The organism is Kushneria marisflavi (assembly GCF_002157205.1).
In the GTDB taxonomy this organism is placed as follows: domain Bacteria; phylum Pseudomonadota; class Gammaproteobacteria; order Pseudomonadales; family Halomonadaceae; genus Kushneria; species Kushneria marisflavi.
Map to the genome: position 1 here is coordinate 3,462,683 of NZ_CP021358.1, position 12,911 is coordinate 3,475,593.

Annotated in this window: 11 protein-coding genes; 10 read left to right on the forward strand and 1 reads right to left on the reverse strand. The window is 59.6% G+C overall.

All coding sequences use genetic code 11. The features are described 5' to 3' along the window. Positions 1 to 165 precede the first annotated feature (165 nt). The 9 genes from B9H00_RS15730 to B9H00_RS15770 all read left to right on the forward strand — a co-directional run bounded on the left by B9H00_RS15730 (position 166) and on the right by B9H00_RS15770 (position 10,640). Positions 166 to 1,260: a LacI family DNA-binding transcriptional regulator gene (locus B9H00_RS15730; protein WP_086901446.1), complete on the forward strand. Its 1,095-nt coding sequence runs from the start codon at positions 166 to 168 to the stop codon at positions 1,258 to 1,260. Between the two features lie 159 nt (positions 1,261 to 1,419). Further along, on the forward strand, positions 1,420 to 2,544 hold the full coding sequence (locus tag B9H00_RS15735) for an L-talarate/galactarate dehydratase (protein WP_086901447.1): 1,125 nt from the start codon (positions 1,420 to 1,422) through the stop codon (positions 2,542 to 2,544). Between the two features lie 120 nt (positions 2,545 to 2,664). Beyond that, positions 2,665 to 3,576: a 5-dehydro-4-deoxyglucarate dehydratase gene (gene kdgD, locus B9H00_RS15740; RefSeq protein WP_086901448.1), complete on the forward strand. Its 912-nt coding sequence runs from the start codon at positions 2,665 to 2,667 to the stop codon at positions 3,574 to 3,576. 63 nt (positions 3,577 to 3,639) lie between these two features. Next, on the forward strand, positions 3,640 to 4,584 hold the full coding sequence (locus tag B9H00_RS15745) for a Bug family tripartite tricarboxylate transporter substrate binding protein (protein WP_147376587.1): 945 nt from the start codon (positions 3,640 to 3,642) through the stop codon (positions 4,582 to 4,584). A 20-nt stretch (positions 4,585 to 4,604) separates the two neighbouring features. Beyond that, positions 4,605 to 5,123 carry a tripartite tricarboxylate transporter TctB family protein gene (locus B9H00_RS15750; RefSeq protein WP_086901450.1) on the forward strand — a complete coding sequence of 173 codons (519 nt, stop codon included), beginning with the start codon at positions 4,605 to 4,607 and terminating at the stop codon, positions 5,121 to 5,123. A gap of 1 nt (position 5,124) precedes the next feature. Then, positions 5,125 to 6,615, forward strand: a complete 1,491-nt coding sequence (locus B9H00_RS15755; RefSeq protein ID WP_086901451.1) for a tripartite tricarboxylate transporter permease — start codon at positions 5,125 to 5,127, stop codon at positions 6,613 to 6,615. Between the two features lie 12 nt (positions 6,616 to 6,627). Then, the gene (locus B9H00_RS15760; RefSeq protein ID WP_086901452.1) at positions 6,628 to 7,956 is read left to right on the forward strand and encodes an enolase C-terminal domain-like protein; all 1,329 of its coding nucleotides are present in this window, start codon (positions 6,628 to 6,630) and stop codon (positions 7,954 to 7,956) included. A gap of 37 nt (positions 7,957 to 7,993) precedes the next feature. Next, entirely contained in the window at positions 7,994 to 9,574 is a 1,581-nt protein-coding gene (locus B9H00_RS15765) for an aldehyde dehydrogenase (NADP(+)) (protein WP_086901453.1), read from the forward strand. Positions 9,575 to 9,920: 346 nt separating this feature from the next. Further along, the gene (locus B9H00_RS15770; RefSeq protein WP_236944307.1) at positions 9,921 to 10,640 is read left to right on the forward strand and encodes a FadR/GntR family transcriptional regulator; all 720 of its coding nucleotides are present in this window, start codon (positions 9,921 to 9,923) and stop codon (positions 10,638 to 10,640) included. Positions 10,641 to 10,656: 16 nt separating this feature from the next. Here B9H00_RS15770 and B9H00_RS15775 read toward each other — a convergent pair whose 3' ends face one another. After that, positions 10,657 to 11,355 carry a GntR family transcriptional regulator gene (locus tag B9H00_RS15775; protein WP_086901455.1) on the reverse strand — a complete coding sequence of 233 codons (699 nt, stop codon included), beginning with the start codon at positions 11,353 to 11,355 and terminating at the stop codon, positions 10,657 to 10,659. 154 nt (positions 11,356 to 11,509) lie between these two features. Between B9H00_RS15775 and B9H00_RS15780 the strand changes: the two genes are divergently transcribed. Then, positions 11,510 to 12,859, forward strand: a complete 1,350-nt coding sequence (locus B9H00_RS15780) for a malonyl-CoA decarboxylase (protein ID WP_086901937.1) — start codon at positions 11,510 to 11,512, stop codon at positions 12,857 to 12,859. Positions 12,860 to 12,911: the final 52 nt, after the last annotated feature.

The following is a 12,911-nucleotide window of genomic DNA, read 5'->3' on the forward strand; positions in this document are numbered from 1 at the left end:
AGATTTTGTTAGCGCTATCATTGCGACCATCGTTGCACAAAAGGCTTCGCGATAGAAAAGCGCGATACAGGCCACGTCATTGCAGAAGAGGCGTTATTATCGGGATCAGGGGCTTGCCTGTACCATGGCCTTCGCTGTCATTTTGAGGTTTTGCTGGAGAACTGCATGGGACGTTCCTCTGATTCCCGCTCTGAACGACCCGGTCAGCACGGTCGTGACAATCCACGGGCAACCGGTGCCGTGCGTCTGAGCGATGTCGCGGCCGCAGCTGGTGTGGCGGCCATGACTGTCTCGCGTGCGCTCAATCAGCCTGAGCTGGTCAGCGAACGCACCCGTGAGCGAGTCCAGCGCGCCGTGATCGAGACCGGCTATGTGCCCAATCGGGTTGCCGGAGCGCTGGCTTCGAGTCGCAGCAAAATGGTGGCGGTGCTGGTGCCGACCGTGGCGCACTCGATTTTTGCCGACGTGGTGCAATCCATTACCGATACGCTGGCCCTTGATGGCTATCAGGTCCTTCTGGGGTTGACCGGCTATCAGACGCAGGAAGAGGCTGCTGTGGTAGACACCGTACTGAGCCGACGGCCGGATGCGATAGTCTTGGCCGGTACTCGCCATTCGGAGGCAACACGATCCCGGCTCAAGGCGGCGCGTATTCCGGTGGTCGAAATCTGGGACATGAGTGATGACCCGATCGACATGCTGATCGGCTTTTCCCATCACGCGGTCGGGGCGGCAGTGGCCGACTACCTTCTGGAGTGCGGCTATCGACGCTTCGGACAGGCCATGGCGGATGACCCACGCTCTCATCAGCGCGCTGAAGGCTTCAACAAGTGCATCCGGAAAGCGCAGGAGGAGCGTCCCGAATCCGGGATACAGGTCACGACCTGCTGGGCAGACATCCCGGCAAGCCTTGCAGGCGGTCGCGCAGCAGCGGCGTCACTGCTTGAAGAGATGCCCGAGTGCGAAGCGATCGTGTGCGGCTCGGACACCCTGGCCATGGGCGTAATGGCCGAGGCGCAAAGCCGTGGCATGGCCATTCCAGAGACCCTTGCCGTGATGGGGTTTGGTGATATGAGCTTTGCCGCTGCCACCTGGCCGGCACTGAGCACGGTGAAGATCGACGGGGCTGAGATCGGGCGACTGACCGCCGAGCATCTGCTCGGGTGTTTTAATGCTCCCAGCCCTGAGCCGGTACATAACGTGCTTGATGTGGGCTTTGAAATCATGGCGCGTCAAACCACGCTTACCGCAAGAAACTGAGCTCCTGTACGGTCAAAGGGCGCTTCCTTCCGTGATGGTGCTTTCGGCCCTGGACTTTGGTTCTGGTTGACATGCGAGTTGATATGAAGCGCAATGATAGCGCTAACATCAACAAGTGCCGTCTTGTTCAGGGACGGTCTACGCGCTTTCGGAGCCCCCATGTCCTTTGATGCCATCTCCTCGATTACCTTCTCACACGTTCTGCTGCCGCTGGCCACACCCATCAGTGATGCCAAGGTGCTGACCGGACGGCAAAAGCCGATGACGGAGGTCTCTTTTCTGTTTGCCGAAATCACCACGCGTGATGGCCATACCGGCATCGGTTTCAGCTATTCCAAGCGTGCCGGTGGCTATGCACAGTATGCCCATGCCTGCGAAATTGCGCCGGCCATTATTGGCGAAGATCCCAGCGATATCGACAGGCTGTGGCAAAAGCTGGTCTGGGCCGGAGCATCGGTCGGTCGGGGTGGGGTGTCGACTCAGGCGATTGCCGCGGTTGATATCGGTCTATGGGATCTCAAGGCCAAGCGTGCCGGTCTGCCGCTGGCCAAGCTGATCGGCGCTCATCGTGATTCGGTGCAGTGCTACAACACCTCCGGCGGCTTTTTGCATACGCCGATAGAAGAAATGCTCAAAAACGCCACGCACTCGCTGGAAAGCGGTATCTCCGGCATCAAGATCAAGGTTGGCCAGCCCGACATGCGCATTGATCTTGAGCGCGTGGCCGCGATGCGCGCCCATATCGGTGACAACGTACCGCTCATGGTGGACGCCAACCAGCAGTGGGATCGTGCCAGTGCTCTGCGATTTGGCCGCGCCATGGAAAAATACGAGCTGGTCTGGATCGAGGAGCCGCTGGATGCCCACGATGCCGAAGGTCACGCCGCCTTGGCAGCTGCGCTTGATACACCGATCGCCACCGGCGAGATGCTCTCAAGCGTTGCTGAGCACATGAAGCTTATTGAGCATCGCAGTGTTGATATCATTCAGCCCGATGCGCCGCGCATCGGCGGGATCACCCAGTTTCTGAGACTGGCGACGATGTCTTCCCAGGCCGGCCTGCAGCTGGCACCACACTTTGCCATGGAAATCCACCTGCATCTGGCAGCGGCCTATCCGACCGAGCCGTGGGTCGAGCATTTCGACTGGCTGGCACCGCTGTTCAACGAGACGCTTGAAACCCGCGATGGTCGCATGATTGTGCCGGACCGCCCGGGGCTTGGAATTACCCTGACCGAGCAGGCGCGACAGTGGACCGTTGCCCGTCAGACTTTCGGCAGCTGAAACTGGCACGAAGGGCTGTCTCTATGCCCTTCGTATAATGGTTTTAAAAGTATGATGTATGACAAAGTGAGTGCCAACGCTCCACCGCTAGGCGGGGCAGGCCAATCCAGAGGACCCTTTATGACGTTTTCACGAGCTGACGTTACGCGTGCCGCAGGCGATGGCCTGCTCTCCTTCCCGGTCACCGACTTCGACAGCGCCGGGCAGTTCGATGCCGAGAGCTATCGCAAACGCATTGCCTGGCTGCTTGAGTACGATATTTCCACGCTGTTTGTAGCCGGCGGCACGGGCGAATTTTTTAATCTCGGCCTTGAAGAGTTCGCTGAAGTCGTTCAAGTGGCCGTGGAGGAGACGGCCGGTCGTGTACCCGTTATCGCCAGCGCCGGTCAAAGCATCACCATGGCCAAGGCGCACGCCGCTGCTGCCGAAGCGGCCGGTGCAGATGGCATTCTCTTGATGCCGCCTTATCTTACCGAGTGCTCACAGGAAGGCATCGTTGAATACGCGGCCGAAATCTGTAACTCCACCAGCCTCAATGTCATTTATTACAACCGGGCCAACGGCGCACTGGAAGCTTCAGCTGTAAAGGCGCTGGCTGATCGCTGCCCGAACCTGATCGGTCTCAAGGACGGTCGCGGCGACATTCAGTCGCTTAACACCATCATCAAGACGGTCGGTGATCGTCTGATCTATATCGGTGGAGTACCGACTGCTGAAATCTTTGCCGAAGCCTATCTCTCCATCGGTGTTAATACCTACTCCTCGGCGGTGTTCAATTTCGTGCCCGAGATGGCGGTGCATTTCTACAAGTCATTGCGCGCCGGTGATCACGAGACCGTGGCACGCCTGACCAACGACTTTTTTATCCCTTTCATTGCCATGCGTGATACCTGTCGCGGTTATGCAGTCAGTCTGGTCAAGGCTGGTGCTGCTCAGGTGGGCTACCCGGCGGGCAACGTGCGTGCTCCGCTGACCATGCCCAGTGCTGAAGAAGTCGAGAAGCTCAAGATGCTGATCGAGCGTGTACGTTAACCATTCAGAAATGTCCTTTCGCACAGGTCAGGGCCTGTGTTGACGGACGGGGAGATCGACAACATGAAAAGCTTACTGAGTGCATTCGGTGCAGCCACGATACTCGCCAGCAGCATGGCAATGGCAGCCGATTATCCCTCCAAGAATATCGAGTTCATTGTGCCCTGGTCGGCCGGTGGGGGCGCGGATACTGCAGTGCGTGCCATGCAGCCTTCGCTTGAGAAAGCGCTTGGTGCCACCATCGTGGTGCGTAACCTCTCGGGCGGCGGCGGTGCGGTTGGTTTTTCGCGAGCGGTGGCCTCAAAACCTGATGGTTATACCATGACGGTTCCAACCAACGCAGTCTTCACGCTGGAAGGCCTAGGCAATGTGGCCTTTACGAAAGACGACTTTGACTACATCGCGCGAGTGCTGGTCGAGCCCTATGTACTGGCCGTGCGCAAAAACGATGCCTGGCAAAATCTCGACAGTCTGAGCAGTGACCTCAAGGCCAGCGGCAAGCCGCTACGCATCGGCGCTTCCGGCGTAGGGTCCTCATCTCACATTGTCGCCCTGATGCTGGGTGAGGCGCTGGGGCTCAATGTCGAATTTATCCCGTTTGATGGGGGCTCTGCCGCCGTCTCTTCGGCGATGGGGGGACATATTGATGGTGTGGTGCTCAACCCATCAGAGGTAATCTCGGCTGTCAATGGTGGCCGCCTGACCGCGATCGTGACCACCGGCGAGGAGCGCAGTGGTGCGCTGCCGGATACGCCCACAATGGAAGAATCCGGGCATGATTTCGAACTTTCCCAGTGGCGCGGTATTGCTGCACCGAAGGGGCTGGACCCTGCCATTGAGCAGCAGTGGGTCGAGGCCATCAAGAAGATGGTTGATGATCCGCAGTTCAGGAAGACTGCCCAAAGCATCGGCACGGATGTTAGTCCTCTGTATGGCGATGAGCTGGATCAATTCGTTGAAAGAACATCCAAACCTCTGATCGAAGAAGCCAGGGCAATCCGCCAGTAAAGCGGCAGGAGGCATTGAAAATGGTTAAAACACGCAGTGATGCGCTTTTCCATCTGGTGCTGCTGGCCCTGGCGGGCTGGTTTCTTCAGCAGGCCTGGCATTTGCCGGCCAATGCCGCGGGGGGGAGTCTCTCCCCCGCATTTTTTCCTAAAGCCATCTCGTCAGCCATTGCGATTTTGCTGCTGATTTCGATGGTTCGCGGTCTGATGGCGGGCACACTGCTGGCGCGTGAGCCCAGCGATGATGCTGCCACAACCCCGAGGTGGGTGCCGGTCGTGGGGTGGTGCGCCGTAGCGGTATTGCTGGTGGCTTATGCTGCACTGCTCGAGCCGCTGGGCTATGTCATTTCCACGGCACTGTTTCTCTTTTCATGTGTGGCACTGGTCAGCGTGTTGTCACGTCAGCCCGGCGAGAACATCGCCATCGGCCGTGTGCTTATGCTGGCACTGTTTTCTGCAGTGGTCTCGGTTGCCATCTTTTTGATCTTCTCGGTGGGGTTTGAAATCGTGCTGCCCACCATCGGCGTGATGGGGGTATGACATGGGAGATTATCTAGAGGCCCTCGGACTGGTCTTTCAGTGGCATGTGCTGCTGGTCATCGGTGGCGGTACGCTGCTGGGGCTGATCATGGGCGCGCTGCCGGGGCTTACGGCCGCCATGGCCATTGCGCTGCTATTGCCACTGACATTTGGCATGCCGCCGGTCATGGGCATGGGCATGCTGCTGGGTACCCTGTGCGGGGCCATCGCCGGTGGTTCGGTGTCGGCAACGCTTTTGAACATTCCCGGTACCCCCTCATCGGTGGCCACGACGCTGGATGCCTTCCCCATGGCGCGCCGGGGTGAGGCAGGCCGGGCGCTGGGCATCTGTATCGTGTCCTCGTTCATCGGCGGTATTTTCAGTGCCGTGGTACTGAGCCTGCTGGCCCCGCCCATTGCCGATTTTGCGCTGCGCTTCGGTCCTGCCGAATATTTTGCGCTGAGTGTGTTCGGGCTGGTCATTATTGCGTCGGTCTCCAGCAAGTCCCTGATCAAGGGCCTGGTGGCTGGTCTGATCGGCTTGCTGATCGCCACGATCGGCACTGACCCGGTGGCCGGTGTCCAGCGCTACACCTTTCATAACCTGTCATTGCTGACCGGCGTCAATCTGCTGCCGGCGCTGATTGGCTTATTTGCCGTCTCCCAGGTGCTCAAGGACGTGGTCGATTATTTCGGTCCCGAACGTGCCGAGCACAGCAAGAATGAGATGGATCATGCCTCACCGCGCTGGCTGGAAACTCTGCGCTACTGGAAGGTGCTGGCCTCAAGCTCGGTGATTGGCACGATCGTTGGCGCCATTCCGGGTGCCGGCGGCAGCATCGGCTCGTTTCTGTCCTATGATCAGGCCAAAAAGATGTCCAAAACGCCGGAAAAATTCGGCACCGGACATCCTGAAGGCATCATTGCTTCCGAATCTTCCAACAATGCGCTGGTGGGCGGTGCGCTGATCCCGATGCTGACGCTGGGCATTCCGGGCGAGGCGGCCACGGCCGTGCTGATGGGCGGGCTGATGATTCAGGGCATCAGCCCCGGGCCGACGCTTTTTACCGATAACGGCTCGATCATCTATGGCATCTTCATTGCTTTCTTTGTCGCCAACATCTTCATGCTGTTGATCCAGTGGTTTGGCATTCAGATCTTTGTCAAGGTGCTGCAGGTACCGCGCAAGCTGTTGATGGCACTGATCCTGATGTTCTGCGTGATCGGGGTGTATGCCGTCGATGCCGACATTTTCAACGTCTATCTGATGCTGGGCTTCGGGGTGCTGGGCTACTTCCTCAACCGTTATGACTTCGGTACTGCGCCGGTCATTCTGGGCCTGATTCTGGGTCCGATCGCCGAGTCCAACATTCGCCGCGCGCTGCTGCTCTCCGGGGGGGACTGGAGCGTACTGGTGACGCGTCCGATCAGCCTGGTGTTCCTGCTGGTCTCTGCAGCCTTCCTGTTTTTCACCCTGTGGCAGAACCGTCGCCAGACGGCGTCCCATTCATAGGAGACCCCTTGTATGTCACTGCCCACCATTAAACGCATGACCATTGTGCCGGTCGCCGGTCATGACAGCTTTCTGCTTAACCTGAGCGGCGGTCATGCGCCCTGGTTTGTGCGCTGTGTGCTGATTCTTGAAGATAACGCCGGTAACCGGGGTGTTGGTGAAATCCCTTCCAGTGAAGGCATTCTGAAAGGGCTTGAGAAGTGCCGCTCGCTGGTGGAAGGCACCCGGCTCAATGCCTGGCGCAGGACACTGAACAATGCCAAAAAACTGCTGGCACAGGGCGGTCCGGAAGAGCGGGGCCGTCAGACCTTTGATCTGCGCGTTGCAGTCCATGTGCTGACGGCCATCGAATCGGCGCTGCTGGATCTCTACGGTCAGGCCGTTGAAACCCCGTTGGCTGATCTGCTGGGTCGCATGGGGCGTCAGCGCGATGAAGTCGAAGCGCTCGGGTATCTCTTTTTGCTGGGTGACCCGGGCAAGACCGATCTTCCCTATCCGAAGGCTGATAATCCTCGCGATGACTGGGAGCGACTACGCTGTCAGGAAGCGCTGACGCCCGAGGCCGTCGCCGAGCTGGCCCGTGCTGCGCACGAACGCTACGGGTTTCGCGACTTCAAGCTGAAAGGGGGCGTGCTGCAAGGTGAGCAGGAAGCCGACTGTATTCGCGCCATGCATGAGATTTTCCCCGAGGCGCGGCTGACGCTGGACCCCAACGGGGCCTGGTCGCTGGAAGAGGCCATTCGGGTGCTCGAACCCATTCGCGACATCTTGAGCTACGCCGAGGACCCCTGTGGCCAGGAAGGTAGCTGGTCGGGTCGCGAAACCATGGCAGAGTTCAAACGCCGCACCGGTCTTCGCACGGCCACCAACATGATTGCTACCGATTTCAAGCAACTGCAGTACGCCGCCCAGATGAATTCGGTCGACATTCCGCTGGCGGATTGCCATTTCTGGACCATGCAGGGCGCGGTCATGGTGGGCGAGCTCTGTGACGAGTGGGGCATGACCTGGGGCTCGCACTCCAACAACCACTTTGATATCTCGCTGGCCATGATGACGCACGTGGCCGCGGCCTGCCCGGGCGAGATTACGGCCATCGATACTCACTGGATCTGGCAGGACGGTCAGCGTCTGACCGAGGCGCCGTTCGAGATTCGTGACGGCAAGCTGACCGTGCCGAAAACGCCCGGACTAGGCGTGACGCTGGATCAGGGCAAGCTGGATGAAGCACATGCGCTTTACCGCTCGCTTGATGTACGCGCGCGCAACGATGCAACCGCCATGCAGTATTTGATCGACGGCTGGGCTTTCGATCCCAAGCGCCCCGCGCTGGTGCGCTGAAACCGGCAATACGCAACGCAACCATCAGGAGAGAACGATGCAGCTGACAGGCGAACTTCTTATCGGACAGCGCGCCATCAAGGGCACGCGTGATTCGGTTCAGGCCATCAACCCCGCAACCGGTGAAAAGCTTGAGCCGGCCTATAGCGGTGGCAGCAGCAACGAAGTCGAGCAGGCCTGCGCACTGGCCTGGCAGGCCTTTGATCAGTACCGCGAGACGTCGCTTGAAGACCGCGCCGTATTTCTGGAAACCGTTGCCGAAGAGATCGAGGCGATTGGCGATGCGCTGGTCGAGCGTGCGGTGGCTGAAACCGGCCTGCCGCAGGGGCGCATTCAGGGCGAACGCGGGCGTACCTGCGGTCAATTGAGACTCTTTGCACGCGTTATACGTGACGGGGAGTGGCTGGACGTACGCGTTGACCCGGCCATGCCGGACCGTCAGCCGATGCCGCGTTCCGACCTGCGCCAGCGTCACATTGGTCTGGGCCCGGTGGTGGTCTTTGGTGCCAGCAACTTCCCGCTGGCCTTCTCGGTGGCCGGTGGTGATACGGCGTCCGCGCTGGCAGCCGGCTGTCCGGTGATCGTCAAGGCGCACGGTGCGCACCCGGGAACGTCCGAGCTGGTCGGTCGTGCCATTCAAAAGGCCGTCTCTCGCTGCAACCTGCCGGAAGGCGTCTTTTCCCTGCTGTATGGCTCGGGCCGTGACGTGGGGACGGCGCTGGTGGCTGACAAGCGCATCAAGGCTGCCGGTTTCACCGGTTCTCGAAATGGTGGTATGGCGCTATGGAAAGTGGCGCAGTCGCGCGATGAGCCGATTCCCTTCTACGCCGAGATGAGCAGCATCAATCCGGTCTTCCCGCTGCCCGAGGCGCTCAAGGCACGCGGTCGCGAGATGGGCAAGGCGTTTGTCGGATCTCTGAACATGGGCGCAGGCCAGTTCTGCACCAACCCGGGGCTGGTCATCGCCATCAAGGGCGAGGCGCTTGAGACCTTCAAGCAGGCGGCCAAGGAAGCACTGGCCGATGCCAATGCCCAGACCATGCTCACCCCCGGCATCAGCGAGGCCTATCAGGAAGGCGTTGAGCGTCTGGCCGGGCACAGCGGTATTACCGAGCTGGGTCGCGGACCGGTCGGTGAAGGCATGAATGCCTGCCAGGCCGGTTTGTATGCCACTTCGGCGCAGACCTTCCTGGCCGATACCGAGCTGCAGGATGAAGTGTTCGGGGCCACGTCACTGATCGTTGAGTGTGTGGACAGCGATGAGCTGGCTACCGTTGCCGAACATCTGGAAGGGCAGCTGACGGCCACTCTGCAGATGGACGACGCTGATCTTGAAAGTGCTCGTCCGCTGGTGCGCATTCTCGAGCGCAAGGCCGGTCGCATTCTGGTCAACGGCTGGCCGACCGGTGTTGAAGTCAGCGATGCGATGGTGCATGGCGGGCCTTTCCCGGCCACTTCCGACGGTCGCACCACCTCGGTCGGCACTGCGGCCATCAAGCGATTTTTGCGTCCGGTCTGCTATCAGGATTTGCCGGATGCATTGCGTCCCGAAGCGCTTCGTGAGGCCAATCCATACCAGCTCAACCGTCTGGTGGATGGCAAGCGCGAACAGGGGTAATTCGCCCGGATCAGCGTTCGAGCTGACATAAGGGGGTCTGCCGACGGGCAGGCCCCCTTCATGTTTTTGGTAGGTCAGAGATGTTTTTGATAGGCCAAAGGCAAAGAGAAGTAGACGAAAAAAGGGCTTATAGTAAATGTACGATGTATGACCTTGGCGGCGTGCCATATACGCGACCGACCTTCCATCGGGCGCAGGATATTGTCTCAAGGTGCAATACATTATCATGTGCCCTGCACCAGGCCGGGGCATCGGCACATGTCCAAACGCTTCTCGCTTGAATATTTTGGCAGACGTCATGTCGAAGTAATCGATACGCGCCACGACAGGGTAATGAATGGCCAATATGAAGACGCTCAAAATCGAACGCATTACCCAGCAGGGCAGCCTGTCGGCACAGATTGCCCGGCAGCTGGAGGCCTCGATCGCCAACGGACAGATTGCGGTGGGTGACAAGCTGCCCACGGAGAGCGAACTGTGCGATATGTTTGGCGTCAGCCGCACCGCCGTGCGCGAAGCGATCGCTCATCTGCGCTCTCTGGGGCTGATCGAAACGAGACGAGGGATCGGGACGCGTGTGATTCAGACACGTCAGGCAGCACCGTCGCCTGCCCGGCGCATCAGTGCGCACACGGTAGAAGACATTTTGCATGTGCTGGAGCTTCGCCTGACGCTTGAACCGCGGGCCGCGGCACTGGCGGCAGAGCGTCATGATGAGGAAGATGTTCAGCGTCTTGAAAGTGCCCATGCCGCTTTCATGGAGGCGGTAAAGCAGGGCAGACAGGCCCGTCATGAGGATTATCAGTTTCATCATGCCCTGATCGAGGCGACACATAATCCCTTTTTCATGGCCTTTTATGAACCACTGAGTCAGGAAGCGATCCCTCGTGCCCGCCTGGTGGATCACGAATTGAACGTTGAGGCGGCGCGGCGCTATCTGGAAATGGTGGCGGGAGAGCATCAGGCCATCCTGGACGCCGTATTGTCACGTGATCCCGAACGGGCCGAGCAGGCGGTCAGGCAGCACTTTTCCCGCGCTCGACAAACCTACAGCGCCTACCGCTAAGGGACCTGGTCCAGGATCAGGTCTGCGGTTGGTCCAGATGCCGCACCGAGGCGACCAGATCATTAAAGCGCTCGCCCTGCAGCAGCACGTGCGCTTTCAGCTCACGCTGGGCGGTGTCGGCATCGCCGGCGATCAGGGCAGCCACAATGCGTTCGTGCTCGCACCATGAACTTTCCAGTCGCTGTCGGGCATGCAGCTGCAGGCGTCGGTAGGGTTTCAGCATGGCATGCAGACGTCTGGCTTCCTGGGCCAGAAAGGCGTTACGGCTGCCTTCATAAATCAGGCGGTGAAACTCGCCGTTTTCGTAGTAGTAGCCGTTGACATCCCCTTCGAGCATGAACTGACGACACGCCGCCTGCGCCCGTTGCAGTGCCGAAAGCGTCTCGGCATTCATGCGCCGAGCCGCCAGCCGGCCGCACATGCCCTCAAGCTCTGCCATGACTTCAAAGCGTTCGACCAGTTCGGTCACGCTCAAACGGGCCACAAAGGTGCCGCGCTTGGGCGCCACCTTCACCATGCCCGAGGCTGCCAGATGCGCCAGTGCCTCGCGGATGGGCGTGCGCGAACACTCATACTGTCGGGCCAGCGCTTCCGGGTCGAGGCGATCGCCCGGGGCATAGTGGCCCTCGACAATGGCATCTTCCAGCAGGTCACGAAGTCGCTGCGCCTGGGGGACACGCCTTCCTGGACTTTCATTCAATAGACTTTCTCCCATGTTGACACCCTCAAGCGTCACGCGGATTGTTATATACAACAGGACGGTGACATGTATATGAAAAGTAACTTTCCTGTTGATGACAAGCAATATTCATCTTCGGGTGTCTGGATGCCCGTTCAAGTGACCGATGAGGGCTGCCATGAACGTCAACATGAATTTTCTCCAGGAGCTGCTATCGAACATCGAGCGCCGCACCCGAGAACGGTTTCGAAGTACCGGCGGTGACAGCGATGACAAGAAGGCGAGCCTGTCGCAGCTGGCTTCCAGTTGTGAAACCCTCATGCAGCGCGGTGGGGAAGCCTCCCAGATCCTGATTGCCCAGCAGGCACTGACACGCTATCGCGGTCTTGATGATGCCGACCGGCTGGCCTTTTTTGAAATGCTTGCCGAGCACTACGCCGCTGACAGCGACGACATCCACAAGGCTTATCGAGCGTGGAGCGAGCGCGAGGACAACGCCAATCTCCAGAAGCTTTTCGCGGCCTGTGAACCGCGCCGTCAGCACCTGCTGCGTCGACTCAATCTCTGCCCGGGCGGCACCTATGAACTGGTGTCCATGCGCGCCGACCTGCTGCGCTATATGAAAACCAATCCCGAACTGGCTCCGCTCGATGATGACTTCGCCCACCTGTTCGCTTCCTGGTTCAACCGCGGCTTTTTGATGCTGGAAAGCATCGGCTGGAACACGCCGGCGGCAGTGCTTGAAAAGATCATTCGCTATGAAGCGGTACACGCCATTCAGGACTGGTCGGACCTGCGCCGCCGCCTCGATCCGGGCGATCGTCGCTGCTACGCCTTCTTTCACCCGGCCACCGGCGATGAGCCGCTGATCTTTGTTGAGGTGGCACTGTGCAAGGGCATACCCGATAACATTCAGACCATTCTCAGCGGTGGTGAAGAGGTGGCGCCGGGCGAGGCCGACACGGCCGCCTTCTACAGCATCAGCAACTGTCAGAGCGGTCTCAAGGGCATCTCGTTTGGCAATTTCCTGATCAAGCAGGTGGTGCAGGAGCTCAAGAAGGACCTGCCGGGGCTGGTCAACTTCGTCACGCTCTCACCGGTACCAGGTTTTGCCGGATGGATGGACGCCCAGCGCAAGGAGGGCGAGCTTCCTGATGATGATGAGATCTGCACGGCGCTTGATCGCGGCAACTGGCTCAACGACAAGGCCGAGCGCCAGCGTCTGGCACCGGAGCTGCGCGGACTGGCGGCGCATTATCTGCTGGAGGCACGCAATCCCCGAGGCCAGCCGCTGGACCCGGTGGCGCGCTTTCATCTGGGCAATGGTGCCAGCCTGCATCGCATCAACTGGCCCGGTGATACTTCCGAAAAGGGGTGCCAGCAGGCGCACGGCCTGATGGTCAATTATCTCTACGAGCTGGATCGCATCGAACAGAACCATGAGGCCTTCAGTCGAGAGGGCACGGTGGTCTGCGCCAGCGATATTCGTCGTCAGGCCCGGTTGGGTCGCAAGCGCCTCGCCTCGCGCGACAACGTTTGAGCCCGGGCCCTGATCAGGCCTGAAAACCGCTACGACGACCACGACAATCGGC